Below are 18,965 nucleotides of genomic sequence, written 5' to 3' on the forward strand. Positions count from 1 at the left end.
GTCGCCTTTTTTGTTGGGAGGGGAGCCATCAGTTGCTAGGCTCGGTCTCCCTTCCTGCCGCCAAATATGTGGGTCACATGTCTTCCAAAAACGCTCTCTCCGCCGCCATCCGTTCCATTCCGGACTATCCGAAACCGGGCATCATCTTCCGCGACATCACCACGCTGCTCGGCGACGCCGTTGCCTTCAGGCAGGCGGTAGATGAGCTGGTGGCGCCCTATGCGGGCCTTGGCATCGACAAGATCGCCGGCATCGAGGCGCGCGGCTTCATCCTCGGCGGCGCACTGGCGCACCAGTTGAGGGCCGGTTTCGTGCCGATCCGCAAGAAGGGCAAGCTGCCGCACCAGACCGTGCGAATGGCCTACAGTCTCGAATACGGCACCGACGAGATGGAGATCCATGTGGATGCGGTGAAAGCCGGCGAGAAGGTGATCCTCACCGACGACCTGATTGCGACAGGCGGCACCGCGGAAGGTGCGGTAAAGCTGCTGCGTCAGCTTGGCGCCGAGATCGTCTCGGCCTGCTTCGTCATCGACCTGCCGGATCTCGGCGGACGCCGGAAGCTCGAAGCGCTCGGCGTGGAAGTCAGAACGCTGGTCGAATTTTCAGGTCACTAAAAGCAGCCACGAAAGCGGGCCGGGCGAGGGGGCTCGCACGGAAACTTCAAGCGAATTCCAGCACGGTGCCTTCGTAGCGCATCACCACCTCGCCATGCTGGTTCACGCCGTCACAGACGGTCATGTTGATCCAGGTGCCGGGACGCGAGGCGAGCGAGCGGCTCTCGGTCAGCGCGACGGAATAGGTGACGCTGTCGCCGGCATAGACCGGTTTCAGCCATTGCAGCTTCCTGAAGCCGGCCGAAGGCCCGAGCTTCGGGGCAACGAGGCCCTCGCGTTCGAGGCGTGCCACCTCCGCTTTCCAGTAGGCGATATAGGTCTTCATCCAGCCGGCGCAGGTGTGCCAGCCGGAGGCGCAGAGAGCGCCGAAAACATAGTTCTTCGCCGCTTCGGCATCCACGTGGAAGGGCTGGGGATCGAATTTCTTCGCGTAGCGGACGATGTCCTCGGCGGTGAAGAGAAGCGTGCCGGTGATGACTTTCTGGCCGGGCGGAGAAAGCTCGATCAGTCTCATGCAGCATCCTCCCGGGCGTCGCGCAGCCGCATCATGATCGGGTTCTCGCCGCGCATGACGATCTCCCCGCGCTGGTTCTCCACTTCGTGAAGGAACTTGACGATGCCGATGCCGGGGCGTGAGCGAAGCGAGCGGGATTCGAGCACGGTCGAGCGGCCGGACAACGTGTCGCCGGCCAGAACCGGCCTTTTCCATTCCATGAACTCGATGCCCGGCGATCCCTCCGACGAGGAACTGGACAGCCAGCCGTTGAACATCATGCGCATGAACATGCTCGCCGTATGCCAGCCCGAGGCCGACAGGCCGCCGAGAATGCTCGCCCTGCCGGCTGCCTCGTCGAGATGCATGGGCTGCGGATCGAACTCGGCGGCGAATTCGACCATCTCGTCAGCCGTCACCAGCTTGGATGCCAGCGGGAAAACCCGCCCCACCGAAAAATCCTCGAAATAATACGCGGCTTCCGTCATGTGGCTCTCCCGCCCACGGTCTCAGGTGTTGAAGCGGAAGTGGATCACGTCGCCGTCCTGGACGATATATTCCTTGCCTTCGTCGCGGCCCTTGCCGGCTTCCTTGGCGCCGACTTCGCCCTTGAAGGCGATGTAGTCGTCAAAGGCGATGGTGAAGGCGCGGATGAAACCGCGCTCGAAGTCTGTATGGATGACGCCTGCGGCGGCAGGGGCCTTGGTGCCGCGCACGATCGTCCAGGCGCGGGTCTCCTTGGGGCCGACGGTGAAATAGGTGATCAGGTCGAGCAGGTGGTAACCGGCGCGGATCAGCCGGTCAAGGCCGGCTTCCTCGAGGCCTAGTGCCGACAGGAATTCCTTGGACTCTTCCTCCGGAAGCTGGGCCACTTCGGATTCGATCGCGGCCGAGATGATCACGCATTCGGCGCCCTGTTCCTTGGCCATGGCGGCAACGGCCTGCGTGTGCTCGTTGCCGGTCGAGGCATCGGCTTCCGCGACGTTGCAGACATAGAGGACCGGGTGTGAAGTCAGAAGGTTGAGACCCTTCAGGATCTCGATCTCTTCGGGCGCCAGCGTCTTCAAAAGCAGGCGTGCCGGCTTGCCGTCGTTCAGGAGCTTGATAACCGCGTCCATGACCGGCAGCTGCGCCACGGAATCTTTGTCCTTGCTGGCGGCGCGCTTGCGGGTCTGCTCGACGCGGCGTTCCAGGCTCTCAAGGTCGGCGAGCATCAGCTCGGTCTCGATCGTGTCGGCGTCGCCGACCGGATTGATGCGTCCCTCGACATGGGTGATGTCGTCGTCCTCGAAGCACCGCAGCACATGCACCACCGCATCCACTTCGCGGATATTGGCGAGGAACTTGTTGCCGAGGCCTTCACCCTTCGATGCGCCGCGCACGAGGCCGGCGATATCGACGAAGGAAATGCGGGTCGGGATGATTTCCTTGGAGCCGGCGATCGCCGCCAGTTTCTGCATGCGCGGATCGGGAACCGCCACTTCGCCGGTGTTCGGCTCGATCGTGCAGAAAGGATAGTTGGCCGCCTGGGCGGCAGCCGTCTTGGTGAGCGCATTGAAGAGAGTAGACTTGCCGACATTCGGCAGGCCCACGATACCGCATTTGAAACCCATGGGTCCGGACCCTGTATTGGAAGAAATTTCGTTGCTGTGGCTATGGGGGAAAGTGTTCGGGCGGTCAAGGCTCTGCTGTCAGGCGATCTTGCGCGTAAGGCATATTTGCCTTACTTTAAGTCGATGGAGAATGGCCATGGTTAGATTGAAAGTCACAGCGAAAGGACAGGTTACCTTGAAAAAGGAAGTTCTTGATCATCTTGGCATCAAGCCCGGCGATGAGATCGATGTCGATCTCCAACCGAAGCGGCAGGCCATGATTCATCCAATTGCCGGCAAACTCTCGATCGAAAGCGTCTTCGGAATGTTCGAGAATACGACCGGCAAAAGCTATTCGATCGACGAGATCAACGAGGCGATTGCGGCAAGCTACGCCGGTGAGGCCGAGCAATGAGCTTGATCGTCGATACCAATATCCTTTTGAGGGCAATGATCTTCGACCATGAAGTCGAGAGCTCCAAAGCCCAGGCTCTTTTGGCTTCGAACGAGGTGACCATTTCAAACCAGACCCTATGCGAAATGGTGTGGGTTCTTCGTCGGCTCTACAAAAAAAGCCAGAGCGACCTTGCCGTAGCAATCCGGACGTGGATGAGCGTCAAGACCGTAGCGGTCGATCGTGGGGCGGTCGAAGCCGGTCTCACTTTCCTGGAAGCGGGAGGCGACTTCGCAGATGGTGTAATCGAATTCGAGGGACGTAGGCTCGGCGGCGAGATATTCGCTACCTTCGACAAACGGGCAGCTTCGATCGTGCGTGCACAGGGTCGCAAATGCCTTTTACTCGCCGCCGATTGAACTTATTCCACTCCGATCAGCTGCTTGAAAAATTCCGGTTGCGGTGCGATATAAGCCGAAATGCCTAGTGTCGGACGCCGTCATCAGGAGGCGAGACGCCGTGAGCGAAGATACCACCCTAAAACCGAAGACGAAAACCAAGACCAAGCTGGAGCGGCCGAAGCTCTACAAGGTTCTGCTCGTCAACGACGACTACACGCCGCGCGAATTCGTGACGATGGTGTTGAAAGCCGTGTTCCGGATGAGCGAGGAAACCGGCTATCGCGTGATGCTGACCGCGCACCGGATGGGGCTGGCGGTCGTCGTCGTCTGTACCAAGGACATCGCCGAGACCAAGGCGAAGGAAGCGGTCGACCTCGCCAAGGAGGCCGGTTTTCCGCTGATGTTCATCACCGAGCCCGAGGAATAGGTTACTTCCTCTTTTTCCCGGCCTTCACGCCGAGCGCTTCGGCGCTGATCCAGAACACTGCGTCCTGCGATTCCGCCGTTTCCAGCCAAAGGAAGTCGAGGTCGGGGAATTCCTCTTCGAGGATTTCTCGGCCCGAGCCGATTTCGCAGATCATGCCGCCCTCGGGATTGAGATGCGCCGGGGCTTCCGCCAGCAGCCGGCGGACGAGGTCGAGGCCGTCGACGCCGCCGTCGAAGGCCATGTCCGGTTCGGAGCGGAACTCTTCCGGAAAACCGTCCATCGCCTCGTGATCGACATAGGGCGGATTGGTGATGATCAGGTCGTATTTTTTGCTTCCGAGCGGCGTGAAGAGGTCGCCGTTCAAAAGCGTGACCTGATCTTCGACGCTATGCTCGGCAACGTTCAGCTTTGCCACTTCGAGTGCATCGGCCGAGAGATCCACGGCATCGACCGCGGCATTCGGGAAGAATTTTGCGGCGAGGATGGCAAGGCAGCCGGAGCCGGTGCAGATGTCGACGGCGCTTTCGACGCCCAGCGGATCGGGCAGAAAGGACGAACCGTTTTCTCCGAGATATTCGCTGAATAGGATTTCGCCGATATGGGAGCGGGGAACGATGACCCGTTCGTCGACTAGGAAGCGGACACCTTGGATATAGGCGTGGCCAGTCAGGTAGGATGTGGGTTTGCGGGTCGTCACGCGGGCGTCGATCCGCTCGGCCAGCAGCCGCCGTTCGGCCGGCAGCAGGCGCGCGTCGAGAAACGGATCGAGCGTGTCGATCGGCAGGTCGAGTGAGTCGAGGACCAGGAAAGCGGCGTCGTCGCTGGCCGTCGTCGTGCCGTGGCCGTAGCTGAGGTTTGCGGCGCTGAACCGGGAGATGGCGTAACGCCAGTAATCACGAAGGGTGACAAGTTCGCCGGTGATGTCATCCATTTTCGGGGGCATGTTCGGGGCCTGGTTCATGTCGCGCTTCCGTTTTCGATCGGCCTCCCATAGCCGCTCCGAAAGCGGCGCGCCACCCCTTTAACCCTCAGCGATACGGGCTGTTTAAGCGCGGCGGATTTGGAAGCCGGTCTTGTTTTGAAGAAAACCGCAGCCTTCGTAGAAGCGCAGCGTTGCCGGGTCCGTCGAGCCGGTCAGGAGCATGACCTTGTAGCAGCCGCCATTCCAGGCTTGATCGATGGCCATGCGGATGAGGGCGCCGGCATAACCGCGCTTGCGGTGGTCCGCATGGGTGACGACGTTTTCAATCAGCGCATAGGGCGCGCCCTTGCGGGTGAGGTTCGGAACGACGATCAGCGTCACCGTGGCCGCCGCGCGCCCGTCTGCGAAGCCGATCAAGACCGTCATACCGGGCTGGGCGAGAATTGCTGCGAAACGCTCCCGGGCCAGTGCCGGTTCCGGGTCCGGATCGTGGTTCAGGTGGTGATAGAGTTCGATGAGGTCGGCAAGATCGTCGCCGCGGGCCGGGCGAATGACGAAGCCGGCAGGGGGCATCGACACTATTCGCCCTTGCCGCCGAACATCTTCTTGAGCATCTCGGCCATCGGGCCTGATGTCGGAAGGTTCGGCTTGCCGCCGCTGCGGGCCTGGTGGATATGCGATTGCCCGGCCGGCTTAGCGACGGGCTTCTTTTCCGGTTTCGGCTTGTCCTCGTCAGGCTTGGCGCCGACGGCGAGCGCCAGCTTGTTCATCAGCTGAGAATCCTCGGCCTTCACCAGCATCTCAGCATTGTCGGCGAGCGCGTCGAGAAGAGGGGACAGCCAGGTCTGGTCGGCCTTGGCGAAATCGCCGAGCACATGATTGTGCACCAGTTCCTTGGCGCCCGGATGGCCGATACCGAGGCGAAGCCTGCGATATTCCCGGCCGCAATGGGCGTCGAGCGACTTCACGCCATTGTGGCCGCCATTGCCGCCGCCGGTCTTGATGCGGGCCTTGGCCGCAGGCAGATCGAGTTCGTCGTAGATGGCAATGATGTTTTCCGGACCGAGCTTGTAGAAACGCATCGCCTCGCCGACCGCTTCGCCGGAGAGGTTCATGAAGGTTTGCGGCTTGATCAGCAGCACTTTTTCGCCGGCAAGCTCGCCTTCCGAGATCAGTGACTTGAACTTCTTCGACCAGGGCGAAAAGCCGGGACGGCGCTGGATCTCGTCCACGGCCATGAAGCCGATATTGTGTCGGTTGCCCGCATATTGGGAACCGGGATTGCCGAGGCCGGCGATGATGAGCATGGAGACGTCCATCCTTGACTGTTGGCTTTTCACCACCGCGAAACGCCGCCAAAGTCAACCGGTTTCAACGCCTGAGCCTCTATTGAGGCTCGCCGATGCCGTAGCGCTTCAGAATTACAGCCTGGATGCCGTCCTTGATGAGGCGGTCGAGACCTGCCTGCATCCTGGCGATCAGTTCGTCGGGCACATCCGGATTGCACGCAATGCCGAGATGCTGTTCGGTGAACAGGATGACTTTTTCGATCGGCGTCCCGTCCGCCTTCAGCTTTTGATAGACGCCTTCCGACATGGGCATCATGTCGATACGGTCCTGCAGCAGTTTTCGGAGCGTCGTATCGACGTCGGCGCTGAGATCGATCTTCGGGAAACCGGAGCTCTTCAGAAGCCCCTCGGTATAGTCGGCGCGATGGGTGCCGACCGTGTACTGCCTGGCTTCCTCCAGGGTGGTCGCCGTGACCTTCGAACCCGCATGGCGCACGAGAATGCTGCGGTCGACGAAAAGAGGCACAACCCATTTGAAACGCGGTTCGCGTTCCGGTGTGCGGGCGGCGGCGAAGACGCAGTGCATGGACTGCGTCTCGGCCATGGCGATGGCCCGGGCCCAGGGCATGATCTCCAGCGTGTAAGGCGTGCCCGCATCCTGCATGATGATGCTTACCTGGTCGATGCCGACGCCGCGGTAGTTGCCGCCGGGCTCCTGGTAGCTGAAGGGCGGGTAGGACTCGGTCGAAAAGACGATGGCCTGCTGGGCATGGGCGCCACACGCGAGGCTGAGGCTGGCAAGAAGCGGCGCTGCGATTTTCATCTGTCCCCCTTCCAAACGCATATGTTGTCATTTCTGACCCAGCATCTGGTCCGGAGGTGAGAACGTGTCAGCTCGCCATGGACTCGATTTCGGCCTGCCGGGTGGATAGGGCCGAGAGCAGTTCGGAAATTTCGCGGGGCTTCGAGAAGAGATAGCCTTGGGCGTAGTCGATGCCCATTTGCTGCAGCAATAAGCGCTGTTCTTCCGTCTCGACGCCTTCAGCGACGACCTTGCAGTTCATCTTGTGAGAAATAGCACTGATGCCTTCGACGAGCATCCTGTTCTTACTGCCTATGTCGCCCGTCTGTTCGGTGAGCGAATGGATGAAGGACTGGTCGATCTTGACGATATCGACCGGGAAACGGCTCATATAGCTCAGCGACGAATAGCCGGTGCCGAAGTCGTCGAGCGCGATGCGGCAGCCGAAGAGATGGAGTTCGTTGAGAATGGTGCGGATTTCCGGGTTGTCGTGCATCAGCACGGCTTCGGTGATTTCCACCACCAGGCGCGACGGATCGATGCCGTAGCGGCCGAGCAGGCCGGCAAGGCGTGCCGGCAGGCCGGGCTCGAATTGCAGCGGCGAGAAGTTGACCGCGACATAGGTCTCGCCCATGCCGGGCAGGCGCGAGACGCGGGCGAGGTTCGCCATCGCGTCTTCCAGAATGAGGTTGCCGATCTGGCTGATCGAGCCGGTCTCTTCGGCAACGCTGATGATGCCGGCCGGCGACAGCAGGCCCTTGCGGGGATGGCGCATCCGCATCAGCGCTTCGAAGCCCGACGGAACGCCGGTCTCGATGTCGACGATCGGCTGGAAATGCGCCTCAAACCAGCTTGCGGCGATCGCAACCTCGATGTCGCTCTCGATTTCGGCCCGTTCCCGCGTCTGGTCGAGAATGGCGGGATCGTAGACCTGCGCGCCGTTCTTGCCGTCGCGTTTGCGGGCATACATGGCCATGTCCGACTTCTGCAGCAGTTCGGCGGCGCTGGCGGCATGGCTCGGATAGAAGGCGAGGCCGATACTGGCGCTCAACCGCACGCCGGTGCCCTGGATCCTGAAGGGAACCTCGAACATGTCGACGATCTTCTGGCTGAGTTCGTTCGCGCGGCGCTCGGCACCGTCCCCGGTAATCAGGATGGCGAATTCGTCGCCGCCGAGACGGGAGGCGGTATCGCCGTCGTTGAGCATCGGCTTCGTCCGCTCGACGAACTGGCAGAGCACGGCGTCGCCGGCTGCATGGCCGAGATTGTCGTTGATCGCCTTGAAGCGGTCGAGATCGACGAACAGGCAGGCGACCTCGGTGCGCGCCCTGTCGGCCTCGGCGATCTTCTGGTCGAGCGTCGCCTCGAAACCCTGGCGGTTCAGGAGTCCTGTCAGGTGGTCGGAGATGGCCTGCTGACGATTGCGCAGTTCCGATTGCCTGAGTTCCGTGACATCCGTCATGACGCTCAGCGAGCCGGGAATGTTGCCGCCGGCAGTGCCAAGCTCGGTCTCGACGATCAGCACGTCCATCAGGCGGCTGTCGGCGCAGAGGAACCGGACCGTGACTTCGATCGCCGGGCCGCTCGGTTTTGCCTGCTGCTTGCGCCTTGCATAAATCTGGCGGTCAGCAGGGGCCACGAGTTCGGAAAAGGGATGGCCGATCACGTCCTCGCGGCGATAGCCGGTCGCGAGAAGCCAATAATCGCTGACCGCGGCGATCTGGTCGCCTCGGGTCAGCGAAAACAGCATGGCCGGCGTCAGGTTGTAGATTTCCGTGGTCTGCTGATGAGCGCGCTTCAGTTCGCGTTCCTCGCGCTCCAGCAGCGTCTGCATTTCGTTGAAGCTCTTCGCCAGCCGCCCCATTTCGTCGTTCGAACGCCAGTCGACATGATGGCGCGAACCGAGCCTGCGGGTTGCCTCGATCGCAGCGGTCAACCGCATCAGCGGCTTGATGACCATGACGCGATTGCCGAGGATCGCCGCGCCGAAGACCGTCAGGATGGTGATGATGAAGATGGAGATGAAGGCCATTTCCATCTGGTGCAGGGCGGAGAACCAGCCGAGCTTCGGCACGTAGACGGTAATGCTGCCGACACTGCGGGTCCCCTGCTGCGACTTGTAGAAGATGGGCTCGGAGATCGCCTCAAGGCCGCGGAAATCGGCCGGATTGACGTCGACTTCGGAAATATTCAGCTTGCCCGTATTGTCGCTGATCTGCACGCCGTTGATGGCGGGATCGGCGATCAGCATCGAGGCGACCTGGTGGATGCTGTCGGTGTCGAGATCCCAGAGCGGCTTGCCGAGAGCCTGGGAATTGGTCACCAGCACGACATTGACATGTTCGCTGAGGTTCTTGGCGGCCTGCTGGGAGGAAAGCGCCAGGAACAACGTGAACAGCGGTGCGACGACGACCAGGAGGGCGCCTGAAATGATCGCAATAAAACGACTCTCAACGGAATGAGTCACCGTCTTCCCCGCATTCATCGTCTGGCTGCCGCCGGACTTTCCCCGTCATGCTGAAGTAGCGTGCATCGTTTCACCTATTCATTAAACTTCACTGAAACGACAATGCCAAGATTCGAACGAATTACGGAAGCAGCGTTACTAAACTGTATTCGGTGGACAATAAAAAACCCGCTTTCTTGCGAAAGCGGGTCCCATTTCAAGAATTTCGGCCTGGTTATTCAGCAGAAGCCGGTTCTTCCTCGGTAACGCCTGCAGCCGGGGCGACGATCGTCGCGATGGTGAAGTCGCGGTCGGAAATGACCGGACGTACGCCAGCCGGCAGCTTGACGGCGGAGATGTGGAGGCTGTCGCCGATCTTCGCGCCCGTCAGGTCGACGGTCAGGAATTCCGGAATGTCGTTGGCCGGGCAAAGCAGCTCGACTGCGTGACGGACGATGTTGAGAACGCCGCCGACCTTGATGCCCGGGGACTTCTCTTCGTTGACGAAGTGAACCGGAACTTCAACGGAAACTTCCGTGTTGCCCGAGACGCGCAGAAAATCCACGTGCATGGTGAAGTCGCGGACCGGATCGAGCTGATAGTCCTTCGGGAGGACCTGGATCTTCTCACCGTTGACGTCGATCGTGGCAACCGTGGTCATGAAACCGCCGGCATGGATGCGCTTCGTCACTTCGTTGGTCGACAGAGCGATCGCGAGGGGGGACTGCTTGTCACCATAGATGACAGCAGGAATGAAACCGTTGCGGCGAAGTTCACGGGAGGACCCCTTACCTACCCGTTCGCGCGCCTCGGCCTTGAGCTCGTAAGATGCGTGGCTCATGGCATATCCTTTCGAGGTTGTTTGGAGAGTTTTTCGCAAGCGTTGTCGGCTCGCGTCAAACTGAAGGGCATCATCCGATGCGCTTCATCCGCGTTGCCTCCAAGGGTGTCTACGCGGACCGGCGCGCTATAATACAATGAGCAGGGATGTGCAAGCTTTTCGGCCTGAAAACAAAGGACTTGCGCTTGACTTCGGCGGCCCGACTTCCATTTTGTGCCCGTTGAACGAGGGAAGGGCTTGATTCATGAAACGGACTTTGATCGCGGCCAGCGTAATGGCTGCGTCCTGCGTATACCCAGTTGCGGCGGCTGAGATCAACGACAAGGGGGCCCGCACCCTCAAGGAAAGCCTCATCCACTTCCTGCCGGATACGGTCAAGACCACGGGCTTCCTGACGGTGAAGCCGGCCGGCGAGCGATACGAGATCAGCTACGATTTCGCCAAGCTTCTGAAATCCATCAACAAGAAGAATTTCAAGATCTCCGGCCTGAAGCCGTTTTCGGTTTTCGCCGCACCCCTCGACAATGGCCAGTGGAAATTCAACAGCGACAGCGACATGAATTTCACCGTGCAGGGCAAGATGCCCGACGGCAAGCCGACGAACCTCAACTACTCCGTCACCGATATGGTGTTTTCCGGCATTTTCGACCCGGCGATCAGCTATCTGCGATCGGGCGAGGCGACGTCCGGCCCGATCCGCATGGTCTCCAAGAGCGGCTCTGAAGAGGTCGAGGCGAGCTTTGCCGGCATGAACTATTCACTGGCGTCCACGGCGAGTGCGGCACCCGGCGGCACAGATTTCACCGGCAAGGGCTCGTTCCTGCGCTTCTACGAACGGATTGCGACGCCGGAAACCCCGCCGATACAGATCCGCGCCGAAAGCCTCGATTTCGATGTCGGCGTCCAGGGTGTGATGGCCGAGAAGATCCGCGCGCTCGTCGCGTTCATGCTGGAACTGGTCAAGGACGAAAAGCCGTCGCAGGCCGAGATCACCAAGCTCAAGGATCTCATCCGTGGAGCGATGCCGTTCTTCACGGCGCTTTCCGAAAGGATCAGCTTCAACCAGTTCACCGTGGCAAGTCCGCTCGGCGATTTCGGCGTTAACAAGCTCGACTATACGTTCACGATGAGCGAGCCCGCCGAGGCAACCCGGATCGGCTTCGGTGCCCGCATCGAGACCATCTCGACGCCGGACGGCATCATTCCCCCGCTCTATGCCCAGTTGGTGCCGGACATGGCGGAAATGGAATTCGGGATCGCGGATCTCAACTTCCAGCGCTTCATCGACACCTTCATGGAAATCGACTTTTCCAAGCCCGACCCGTTGCCGGATTCGGAGGGCGAGCGTTTGGGCAAGGCCTTCCTCGATGAGGGACAGCTGACCCTCGATTTCCCGCGGATTGCCGCGAAATCCGCTCTCTACGACGTCGAAGCCTCCGGCAAGGTCAAGGGCTATCCGGACGAGAAGGAACGTTACACGCTCGAAACCTCGATCCTTGCCCGCGACATCGATAAGCTGATCCAGTATTTCCAGACCGCCGCCAAGAGCGACCCCGAGTTCAACCAGGTTTCGTTCGCGATGATGATGGCCAAGGGCATGGCGAAGACTGAACCGGACGGCCGCCTGCGCTGGGACATCAAGTTCGAGGACGGCAAGAACTTCAGCGTCAACGGGCAGCCGATCCAGTGATCTGACGACCCGTCCACACCTTCTTATGCCGGCTGTAGGTTTGCCAGTCAGCCGGCATTTACCATCCCAAAGAACGTTTCGAACATGTTTCGGTGCTAGAACTTCTCAATCAAAACAGTTGAAAAGTATCAAGCATTCATGTTTCGCGTTTTCTCCTGCATCTTCGTCGAGCACGATCTTCGCTATGTCGCCTGCGCGGTATTGATCTGCGTGATCGGATCCTTCCTGACCATCCGGCTCTTTTCCAGAGCGCGGCGCGGCGGCGGGATCGAAAAGGTCATTTGGCTTTTCCTGACGGGCTTCATCGGCGGTTCGACCACCTGGACAACGCACTTCCTCGCGATGCTCGGTTATCTCGGAGGCGGGCAGGCGGGATATGACCCGACCCAGACGCTTCTGTCTTTCATGATCGCGGTGGCGAGCGCCACGATCGGCTTCGGTGTTGCAAGCTATGGCGGCCGGTCCCTGCTCGCGGAGGCCGGCGGCGTCGTCATAGGGCTCGGTATCGCTGCGATGCATTACACGGGCATGGCCGCCTACGAGGTGCAGGGCGTCATCGACTGGAACCAGTCTTATGTTGTCGCCTCGCTCATATTTGCCGCCGTTCTCGGCGCTCTGGTAACCAATCGTGTTGCGCACCCGGTGACGCGGTTCTGCAAGTACGGTTCGGTTCTGGCTATGATCCTTGCGATCGCCACCACCCATTTCACCGCGATGGGGGCGATCGAGGTCGTTCTCGATCCGCGCGCGGTCCTGCCGAATGAGGTCGTCCCGCCGGTGGTGCTGGGCTTCGCCGTGCTGTCGCTGATGCTGATCCTGCTGGCGCTGACGGCTGCCACCTATCTGATCGATGCCCGCGTGACCAAGGCTGCCGTCGAGCAGTATCGCCACCTTTCCCTGCACGACGCTCTGACCGGCCTTGCCAATCGCGCCGCATTCAACGAGCAGCTTGCGGAGATCGCGGCGCGACCGGCGGACCTGGCCGCAAGCATCGCAGTTCTCTCGCTCGATCTCAACCGCTTCAAGGAAATCAACGACGTCCATGGCCATGCCGCTGGCGATGAGGTGCTGCGCGCGATCGGCGGCAGGCTTGCCGAGGCGGCAGGTGAGGGCGAATTCATCGCCCGTGTCGGTGGCGACGAGTTCGTCGCGCTGAAACACATGTACTACCGGCGCTCCGACGCGATGCTGCTCGCCGGCCGGCTGCTTGCGGAAGTCTGCAAGCCGGTCGAATGGAACGGCAATACGCTCACCGTCGGTTCCAGCGTCGGGATTGCGCTCTATCCGGGGGACGCAAAGACGGTCGACGATCTCGTGGCCCAGGCGGACGTCGCCATGTACCGCGCCAAACAGTCGGGCGACAATGCCATCCGCTTCTATGACTCTTCGATGGACCAGGCGGCCCGCGAACGCAATGCGCTTGCCATGGACATGCGTTCCGGGCTCGTGGCCGGCCAGTTCGAGCTCTATTACCAGCTTCAGAACGATACGTTCTCCGGCGAGGTCATCGGTTTCGAGGTTCTGTTGCGCTGGAACCATCCCGTCCGCGGACTGGTGTCTCCCAACGAATTCATCCCGATCGCCGAGCGCACCGGCTTCATCATCGAGCTCGGCGAATGGGTGCTCCGGAGCGCCTGCGCAGAGGCGGCGACCTGGAAAAACCCGTTCGGCTTCGCCGTCAACGTCGCCGGTCAGCAGCTTGCCGATCCGAAATTCCCGAACAAGGTCCGCGACATCCTCAAGGAGACGGGGCTGGATGCGGAGAGGCTCGAGCTCGAGATCACCGAGTCCGGCATCATCGCCGATCATCAGCGGGCGCTGCAGACCGTGCGCCACTTGAAGAGCCTCGGAGTGAAGATCGCCATGGACGACTATGGCACCGGTTATTCGTCGCTTTCGACGCTGATGTCCTTCCCCTTCGACAAGATCAAGATCGACCGCACCTTCGTGGACGGGGTCTCGGACAATTCCCAGTCGGCGGCGATCGTCCGCTCGACCCTCATCCTCGCCTCGAGCCTCCAAATACCGGTGCTTGCCGAAGGGGTGGAGACCGAGGCGCATATGGCCTTCCTGCGCAAGGAGGGCTGCATGCAGGTGCAGGGATACCTTTTTGGCAGGCCCGGCCCGAGGGCGCTGATCGAGCATCTCGTCAATGGCGAAACCGGCGGCGAAATCCGATCGGCGGCAACCAAGGTCGCCTGACATCGGCCTCAGCGCCGGGGTTCGCCACCCGGGGCATAGACCGTCTTCTGTTCGAAACGGAACTTGTGGCCGCACTGGCTGCAGCGGATCATGTATTTGCGCGGATCGGTCGAGGCGAATTCCGTCAGAAAACCTTTCGGCAGCTCATCGATGCGGAAATCGCGATTGCCCTGCCGCCTGTCGTCGGTCTCGGAAACCTCGGCGAAACCGACATTGCCGCATTGGGAACATTCGAGCTTTCGGGAATAACGGTCGCGAGCGGCCATGCTTGTCTCCTTCTTCGGGGGGCCTTCTAGCCGAAGCTTTGGCACAAAGCAAAACGCCGGAACCAGGTTCCGGCGTTTTCCATCGACCACTTACAGTTACTTCAGGCAGGCCCTCTAGCGGCGGCACTCGCCGGACGCGACGACGCTGTAGCCGGCGTTTGCCGCTTCGCAGGCGTTCGGGAAAGTCTGCGTGCGTCCACCCTGCTGGCCGCAGACGGGGCGGTACTCTCTCGTGCAGAAGCGAGGCTCTTCGGGTCTTCCGGGGCGGCCAGGCTGGTTCCAGTCCGGACGATCCGGGCGGTCGGGACGATCGGGCCTGCCGGGTTGGTTCCAGTCCGGGCGGTCCGGTCTCTGCGGGCGATCCCAGTCGGGACGGTCCGGCCGACCGGGGCGATCCGGAGTTCCCGGGCGGTCCCAATCCGGGCGATCAGGTCTCTGGGGACGGTTCCAGTCCGGCCGAGGCCGTTCCGGCGGATAATAGCCGCCAGGCCGGCTGCTGCTATCGACGCATGCCGACAGCAGCGGGATCAGAAGGAAAATGGCCAGTTTCTTCGACAGGCCGATCAAGGAAGACATCGCGACTCACCCTCAGTTTGCGTTCGGAGGCGAGTCTATCCAAATACTTGTGGCAGAAGAAGGTCAGTCGAACAGGCTGGAGACGGAGGATTCCATTGCCGTACGGTTGATCGCCTCGCCGAGCAGGTTGGCGGTGGTGATAACCCGGATGTTGTGCGCCGACTGGACGGCTGTGGTCGGCTGGATCGAGTCGGTGATCACCAGTTCCTTGAGCTTGGAGGCGGCGATGCGGGCGACCGCGCCGCCGGAGAGCACGCCATGGGTGATATAGGCGGTGACGCTGGTGGCGCCATTTTTCAGGAGCGCTTCGGCCGCGTTGCAGAGCGTGCCGCCGGAATCGACGATGTCGTCGATCAGCAGGCAGTCCTTGCCGTCGACCTCGCCGATGACGTTCATCACCTCGGACTCGCCGGCGCGCTCGCGGCGCTTGTCGACGATCGCCAGTTGACAGTCGATGCGCTTGGCAAGCGCCCGGGCGCGAACCACGCCGCCGACGTCGGGCGAGACAACCATGACGTTGTTGAGGTCGTAGTGTTCCTTGACGTCTCGCGCGAGCACCGGCACTGCGAAGAGATTGTCGGTGGGGATGTCGAAAAAGCCCTGGATCTGCCCGGCATGCAGGTCGAGCGTCAGGACGCGGTCGGCGCCGGCCTCGGTGATCAGGTTGGCGACGAGCTTTGCCGAGATCGGGGTGCGCGGGCCGGCCTTGCGGTCCTGGCGGGCGTAACCGAAATAGGGCAGAACCGCGGTGATGCGCTTGGCGGAGGACCGCCGGAACGCATCGATCATGATCAGCAGTTCCATCAGGTGGTCGTTGGTCGGGAATGACGTGGACTGGATGATGAAGACATCTTCGCCACGCACGTTTTCCTGAATTTCAACGAAGATTTCCTGGTCTGCAAATCGCCTTACGCTGGCTTTTCCGACTGGAACATTAAGATAGCTGCAGATCGCGTCGGCGAGATGCCGGTTCGAATTGCCTGCGAAAACCTTCATTGCGGTCCGCCTGTTTTGAAGCTGGATGCGGGCCTTTTACCGCCGCGGCCTTCGAATGCAAGTGCGTTTCGCACCCGCTCACTCTTTTTTATGAAGAAACTGTGACCCGTGGCTTTTGAGGTTCAGTGCAAGATCGTCCGGCTGGACGGCTCAGCCCTGGGATTGGCGCCAGGCCACATAGTCCTGGATCGTCTTGGCGGCGATGGTCTCCATGGTCGAAGCGGGGACCGATGTCCAGGGGTCCTGGCCGCTGCCGGGCACGCTTTCCTGTCCCTGCATGCGGTGCAGCCGCGCGCCGGAACCGTCGAGAATATCCCAGACATAGACGATGGTGACCTTGCCGCTGTCGGAGAAGGCGGAGAAATAGCCTTTCAGGATGTGCTCGGTGCTGCTGTCGCTCGACGGCCGGATCGTCAGCCCGTTGGCGCGCGCCTGGGCGCCGAGCTGGCGGGAGAGCGGCGTCACGGCCTGGACCGGAGCGCCGATGATCGGCAGGAAGCGGACGGTCGGCCCGGATGCGGGCGGCAGCGAGGCGCTCTGCTGCTGACCGGACTGTTGCTGCTGGGGCGCGGGCTGCTGCGCCTGAGGTTGCTGCATGGTCCGCTGCTGGCCCTGGTTCCCCTGGCCCTCCCATTGCGGAGGCGCGCCGGAGGAGGAGGGCGAGACGGTGCTGCCGGATTCCAGCGCCCGCGCCTGGGCTTCGAGCGTGTTCTGGGGGCCGGAGCGATAGCCGCCGCTATAGGTTTCCGGCTGCGCGGAGCTTGCCATCCGGTCGGCTTCGGCCTGGGTCACCGGCGAGGAGGCCCTCGCGCCGCCGCCGCCATTCGCCTGCGGCGTCAATGCTTCCGTGGTGTTGCAGGAGGCAAGCACGAGCGCCAGCAGGGCAGCGGACAGCAGTGTTCCGAAAAGCCGCATACCCGTCTCCCTGCCGTAGATTCCTCGGCCGAAGCTTAGGGTTGGCGTTCCCAACCTGTCAATTGCCTGATTTTCGCAGCGTTCAGCGCTGAATGAGCTCCAGGGTGTGGCGGGAAAGTGGCTGCGGATCGCCTTCGGTCGTCAGATAGGTGTGGCCGAGGGTCATGGCGGCGCCGCTGTCGGAATCCATGATGATCATGTGCACGAACAGCGTCATGTCCGGCAGAATTTCCTGCGGGTTGCCGAAGTGGAACATCTGGTGCTCCATCCAGGAAGGCGAGAACCGCGCGCCGAGCGAATAACCGCAGGCGTTGAGGCGGTGGCGCGACAGGCCGCGCTCGTCGAGGATGCGGGCATGGGTGTCGAAGACGTCGCCGAAAGTCTGACCGGGGTGCAGAACCTCCTCGATCGCCGTGATGGTTTCGAGGCACGCCTTGTGGAGCTCGCGGTGGCGAGGCGACGGTTCGCCGACGATGACCGTGCGCATCATCGCCGCATGGTAATGCGCGGCCGCACCGGCCCATTCGAGCGTCAGCTGGTCGGTCGCGTCGAGCTTGCGGCGCCCGGCCTTGTAGCGGCAGAGCAGCGCGTCGGCGCCCGAGCCGATGATGAATTCGTTGGCGGGATAATCGCCGCCGCCGAGAAAGACCGCGCCCTGCATGGCGGCGAGGATTTCCGCCTCGTCGCCGCCGGCCTTGATCAGCGGCAGCGCCGCATCGAGCGCGTCGTCGGCAAGTTCGGCGGCGCGCCTGGCATAGGCGATTTCCGCCGGGCTTTTGACGAGGCGCAGCGTGCTGACCAGATAGGAAGCGTCGCTGATCTGGCCGAAGGTGGCGAGCTGGTTGTCGAGCAGGCGGGCAACACGGCCGGTCATGCCGTGGGTATCGTATTCGACGCCGATCCTGGCGCCGAGCAGGTCCATGTCGCTCAACAGGTTCTTGAGGTCGAGCGTGGGATCGGCATTCACACGGTCCACCCAGACGACGATGTTTTCGACGGTCGAGGTGTGGCGGGCCTGGCGCAGGTCGGCCGAGCGGGTGAGCAGCGTCATCGCCCCGTCCGCCTTGACGATCAGGGTCTGGAAAAAGCAGTAGCCGAACGTGTCGTAGCCGGTCAGCCAGTACATGCTTTCCTGCGCGAAGATCAAAAGCGCGTCCAGCTTGTCGGCGCGCATCTTCTCTGTCAGCCGCGTCAGCCGGTCGGCGTATTCGCTCCTCTCGAAATGCAGGGCCATATCAATTCTCCCGAAGTGCGATTGCTGAAATCTGGCGGCCGTAATCCGGCTCTTTGGCATGGGTGGTGCGGCGGTAGGAATAGAACCGTTCCGCATCCGGATAGGTATCGAGGCCGAGGCTTTGGGCCCGCACGCCTGCTGCCGTCAGCCGCTTAATGGTCAGCGACGGCAGGTCGAACATAGAATGCCCCGCATTCGATGACGGCGTGAAGAAAGCCTCGTAGGAGGGATCGTGGCTCAGGAACCGTTGGACGAATTCCGGTCCGACCTCGTAACTTGCCGGACCGATCGAGGGGCCGAGGACGGCGGTGATGTTTTCGCGCGCCGCACCCAGCGAGACCATTGCCTCGACGGTGTTTTCGAGCACGCCCGTCAACGCACCCTTCCAGCCGGCATGGGCCGCCCCGATCACGCCGTTCTCGCCGTCGGCAAACAGGATCGGGCCGCAATCGGCCGCGAGCACCCCGAGCGCCACGCCCGGCACGCTGGTCACCATCGCGTCGACCTTCGGCCGTTCGCCGGCATAGGTCTCGTCGACGACGAAGACGTCGGGCGAATGGACTTGGTGCACGGTCGCCAGCTTTTCGAGCGGCAGGCCGAACCAGGCAGCAACGCGGGCCCGATTCTCGGTGACCTTCGCGCGGTCGTCGTCCGAGCCGATACCGACGTTGAGGCCGGCATAGAGGCCTTGCGAAACGCCGCCCTTGCGGGTGAAGAAACCGTGGCGGATACGGGTGCCGGCCCTGTCGTTCAACAGGGGGCTCTCGATCGGCTCCGGCAAGGGTATGTCCTGCATCGGCATTATCTATCCCGTTGATTTGAAGAGGTTTTGGGCGCTCTCTCAAGGCCTGCCCGCTGCTTC

At 61.7% G+C, this 18,965-nt stretch carries 21 protein-coding genes; 6 read left to right on the forward strand and 15 right to left on the reverse strand.

All coding sequences use genetic code 11. The features are described 5' to 3' along the window. Positions 1-77: 77 nt before the first annotated feature. Positions 78-617 (forward strand): adenine phosphoribosyltransferase, encoded by a 540-nt coding sequence (locus C5J24_RS01640; RefSeq protein WP_046609254.1) that lies wholly within the window; start codon positions 78-80, stop codon positions 615-617. Between the two features lie 46 nt (positions 618-663). On the opposite strand, the gene C5J24_RS01645 is transcribed toward C5J24_RS01640, so the two are convergent. From C5J24_RS01645 to ychF, 3 genes are read right to left on the reverse strand one after another with little or no spacing between them, the layout of a single operon-like run. Then, a complete protein-coding gene (locus C5J24_RS01645) occupies positions 664-1,131 on the reverse strand; it encodes a MaoC family dehydratase (protein WP_105415117.1) in 468 nt (155 codons plus the stop codon). Beyond that, a complete protein-coding gene (locus C5J24_RS01650) occupies positions 1,128-1,598 on the reverse strand; it encodes a MaoC family dehydratase (protein ID WP_105415119.1) in 471 nt (156 codons plus the stop codon). The genes C5J24_RS01645 and C5J24_RS01650 overlap by 4 nt, the downstream gene beginning before the upstream one ends. Positions 1,599-1,619: 21 nt before the next feature. Further along, positions 1,620-2,723 (reverse strand): redox-regulated ATPase YchF, encoded by a 1,104-nt coding sequence (ychF, locus tag C5J24_RS01655; protein ID WP_105415121.1) that lies wholly within the window; start codon positions 2,721-2,723, stop codon positions 1,620-1,622. A gap of 136 nt (positions 2,724-2,859) precedes the next feature. On the opposite strand from ychF, the gene C5J24_RS01660 reads away from it, so the two are divergent. The 3 genes from C5J24_RS01660 (at position 2,860) to clpS (ending at position 3,924) form a co-directional block, all read left to right on the forward strand. After that, positions 2,860-3,117: an AbrB/MazE/SpoVT family DNA-binding domain-containing protein gene (locus C5J24_RS01660; protein ID WP_105415123.1), complete on the forward strand. Its 258-nt coding sequence runs from the start codon at positions 2,860-2,862 to the stop codon at positions 3,115-3,117. Next, complete coding sequence (locus C5J24_RS01665) at positions 3,114-3,515, forward strand: type II toxin-antitoxin system VapC family toxin (RefSeq protein WP_245446487.1); 402 nt, start codon at positions 3,114-3,116, stop codon at positions 3,513-3,515. Before C5J24_RS01660 ends, C5J24_RS01665 begins: the two co-directional genes overlap by 4 nt. Positions 3,516-3,615: 100 nt before the next feature. Next, positions 3,616-3,924 carry an ATP-dependent Clp protease adapter ClpS gene (clpS, locus tag C5J24_RS01670; RefSeq protein WP_038588323.1) on the forward strand — a complete coding sequence of 103 codons (309 nt, stop codon included), beginning with the start codon at positions 3,616-3,618 and terminating at the stop codon, positions 3,922-3,924. Between the two features lies 1 nt (position 3,925). Here the strand turns inward: clpS and prmB are convergent, their stop codons facing one another. From prmB to C5J24_RS01700, 6 genes are all read right to left on the reverse strand, one after another. Then, a complete protein-coding gene (gene prmB, locus C5J24_RS01675) occupies positions 3,926-4,885 on the reverse strand; it encodes a 50S ribosomal protein L3 N(5)-glutamine methyltransferase (RefSeq protein WP_105415125.1) in 960 nt (319 codons plus the stop codon). 84 nt (positions 4,886-4,969) lie between these two features. Further along, the gene (locus C5J24_RS01680) at positions 4,970-5,419 is read right to left on the reverse strand and encodes a GNAT family N-acetyltransferase (RefSeq protein WP_105415127.1); all 450 of its coding nucleotides are present in this window, start codon (positions 5,417-5,419) and stop codon (positions 4,970-4,972) included. A gap of 5 nt (positions 5,420-5,424) precedes the next feature. After that, entirely contained in the window at positions 5,425-6,153 is a 729-nt protein-coding gene (gene pth, locus C5J24_RS01685) for an aminoacyl-tRNA hydrolase (RefSeq protein ID WP_105400931.1), read from the reverse strand. Between the two features lie 79 nt (positions 6,154-6,232). Further along, positions 6,233-6,958, reverse strand: coding sequence for an ABC transporter substrate-binding protein (locus tag C5J24_RS01690; protein ID WP_105400510.1), 726 nt, complete (start codon positions 6,956-6,958; stop codon positions 6,233-6,235). Between the two features lie 67 nt (positions 6,959-7,025). Further along, positions 7,026-9,404 (reverse strand): EAL domain-containing protein, encoded by a 2,379-nt coding sequence (locus C5J24_RS01695; protein ID WP_105400932.1) that lies wholly within the window; start codon positions 9,402-9,404, stop codon positions 7,026-7,028. A gap of 214 nt (positions 9,405-9,618) precedes the next feature. After that, positions 9,619-10,224 carry a 50S ribosomal protein L25/general stress protein Ctc gene (locus tag C5J24_RS01700; protein WP_105400511.1) on the reverse strand — a complete coding sequence of 202 codons (606 nt, stop codon included), beginning with the start codon at positions 10,222-10,224 and terminating at the stop codon, positions 9,619-9,621. Between the two features lie 244 nt (positions 10,225-10,468). Here C5J24_RS01700 and C5J24_RS01705 point away from each other — a divergent pair, with 244 nt between their 5' ends. Together C5J24_RS01705 and C5J24_RS01710 are read left to right on the forward strand one after the other, a co-directional pair. Beyond that, complete coding sequence (locus tag C5J24_RS01705; RefSeq protein WP_105400512.1) at positions 10,469-11,914, forward strand: hypothetical protein; 1,446 nt, start codon at positions 10,469-10,471, stop codon at positions 11,912-11,914. A gap of 138 nt (positions 11,915-12,052) precedes the next feature. Then, positions 12,053-14,116 carry a bifunctional diguanylate cyclase/phosphodiesterase gene (locus tag C5J24_RS01710; protein WP_105415131.1) on the forward strand — a complete coding sequence of 688 codons (2,064 nt, stop codon included), beginning with the start codon at positions 12,053-12,055 and terminating at the stop codon, positions 14,114-14,116. Positions 14,117-14,124: 8 nt separating this feature from the next. On the opposite strand, the gene C5J24_RS01715 is transcribed toward C5J24_RS01710, so the two are convergent. The 6 genes from C5J24_RS01715 to pgeF all read right to left on the reverse strand — a co-directional run bounded on the left by C5J24_RS01715 (position 14,125) and on the right by pgeF (position 18,899). After that, positions 14,125-14,382 (reverse strand): hypothetical protein, encoded by a 258-nt coding sequence (locus C5J24_RS01715; protein ID WP_037076303.1) that lies wholly within the window; start codon positions 14,380-14,382, stop codon positions 14,125-14,127. Positions 14,383-14,496: 114 nt separating this feature from the next. Continuing rightward, positions 14,497-14,958, reverse strand: a complete 462-nt coding sequence (locus C5J24_RS32225; RefSeq protein WP_172723813.1) for a hypothetical protein — start codon at positions 14,956-14,958, stop codon at positions 14,497-14,499. Between the two features lie 63 nt (positions 14,959-15,021). After that, positions 15,022-15,954 (reverse strand): ribose-phosphate pyrophosphokinase, encoded by a 933-nt coding sequence (locus C5J24_RS01720; protein ID WP_007770305.1) that lies wholly within the window; start codon positions 15,952-15,954, stop codon positions 15,022-15,024. Positions 15,955-16,104: 150 nt separating this feature from the next. Beyond that, a complete protein-coding gene (locus C5J24_RS01725) occupies positions 16,105-16,869 on the reverse strand; it encodes a hypothetical protein (protein WP_105415133.1) in 765 nt (254 codons plus the stop codon). 82 nt (positions 16,870-16,951) lie between these two features. After that, a complete protein-coding gene (locus tag C5J24_RS01730; protein ID WP_105415135.1) occupies positions 16,952-18,103 on the reverse strand; it encodes a Xaa-Pro peptidase family protein in 1,152 nt (383 codons plus the stop codon). A 1-nt stretch (position 18,104) separates the two neighbouring features. Next, positions 18,105-18,899: a peptidoglycan editing factor PgeF gene (gene pgeF, locus C5J24_RS01735; protein WP_105416556.1), complete on the reverse strand. Its 795-nt coding sequence runs from the start codon at positions 18,897-18,899 to the stop codon at positions 18,105-18,107. Between the last annotated feature and the right edge of the window lie 66 nt (positions 18,900-18,965).

Origin of the sequence: Neorhizobium sp. T25_27 (assembly GCF_002968565.1) — a bacterium.
GTDB lineage: Bacteria > Pseudomonadota > Alphaproteobacteria > Rhizobiales > Rhizobiaceae > Neorhizobium > Neorhizobium tomejilense.

What these genes read in the sequence shown, in the direction of transcription:
- C5J24_RS01640 (WP_046609254.1), top strand. Translation starts at nt 78, where the DNA reads ATGTCTTCCAAAAACGCTCTCTCCGCCGCCATCCGTTCCATTCCGGAC.
- C5J24_RS01645 (WP_105415117.1), bottom strand. Translation starts at nt 1,131, where the DNA reads ATGAGACTGATCGAGCTTTCTCCGCCCGGCCAGAAAGTCATCACCGGC.
- C5J24_RS01650 (WP_105415119.1), bottom strand. Translation starts at nt 1,598, where the DNA reads ATGACGGAAGCCGCGTATTATTTCGAGGATTTTTCGGTGGGGCGGGTT.
- ychF (WP_105415121.1), bottom strand. Translation starts at nt 2,723, where the DNA reads ATGGGTTTCAAATGCGGTATCGTGGGCCTGCCGAATGTCGGCAAGTCT.
- C5J24_RS01660 (WP_105415123.1), top strand. Translation starts at nt 2,860, where the DNA reads ATGGTTAGATTGAAAGTCACAGCGAAAGGACAGGTTACCTTGAAAAAG.
- C5J24_RS01665 (WP_245446487.1), top strand. Translation starts at nt 3,114, where the DNA reads ATGAGCTTGATCGTCGATACCAATATCCTTTTGAGGGCAATGATCTTC.
- prmB (WP_105415125.1), bottom strand. Translation starts at nt 4,885, where the DNA reads ATGAACCAGGCCCCGAACATGCCCCCGAAAATGGATGACATCACCGGC.
- C5J24_RS01680 (WP_105415127.1), bottom strand. Translation starts at nt 5,419, where the DNA reads ATGCCCCCTGCCGGCTTCGTCATTCGCCCGGCCCGCGGCGACGATCTT.
- pth (WP_105400931.1), bottom strand. Translation starts at nt 6,153, where the DNA reads ATGCTCATCATCGCCGGCCTCGGCAATCCCGGTTCCCAATATGCGGGC.
- C5J24_RS01690 (WP_105400510.1), bottom strand. Translation starts at nt 6,958, where the DNA reads ATGAAAATCGCAGCGCCGCTTCTTGCCAGCCTCAGCCTCGCGTGTGGC.
- C5J24_RS01700 (WP_105400511.1), bottom strand. Translation starts at nt 10,224, where the DNA reads ATGAGCCACGCATCTTACGAGCTCAAGGCCGAGGCGCGCGAACGGGTA.
- C5J24_RS01705 (WP_105400512.1), top strand. Translation starts at nt 10,469, where the DNA reads ATGAAACGGACTTTGATCGCGGCCAGCGTAATGGCTGCGTCCTGCGTA.
- C5J24_RS01710 (WP_105415131.1), top strand. Translation starts at nt 12,053, where the DNA reads ATGTTTCGCGTTTTCTCCTGCATCTTCGTCGAGCACGATCTTCGCTAT.
- C5J24_RS01715 (WP_037076303.1), bottom strand. Translation starts at nt 14,382, where the DNA reads ATGGCCGCTCGCGACCGTTATTCCCGAAAGCTCGAATGTTCCCAATGC.
- C5J24_RS32225 (WP_172723813.1), bottom strand. Translation starts at nt 14,958, where the DNA reads ATGTCTTCCTTGATCGGCCTGTCGAAGAAACTGGCCATTTTCCTTCTG.
- C5J24_RS01720 (WP_007770305.1), bottom strand. Translation starts at nt 15,954, where the DNA reads ATGAAGGTTTTCGCAGGCAATTCGAACCGGCATCTCGCCGACGCGATC.
- C5J24_RS01725 (WP_105415133.1), bottom strand. Translation starts at nt 16,869, where the DNA reads ATGCGGCTTTTCGGAACACTGCTGTCCGCTGCCCTGCTGGCGCTCGTG.
- C5J24_RS01730 (WP_105415135.1), bottom strand. Translation starts at nt 18,103, where the DNA reads ATGGCCCTGCATTTCGAGAGGAGCGAATACGCCGACCGGCTGACGCGG.
- pgeF (WP_105416556.1), bottom strand. Translation starts at nt 18,899, where the DNA reads ATGCAGGACATACCCTTGCCGGAGCCGATCGAGAGCCCCCTGTTGAAC.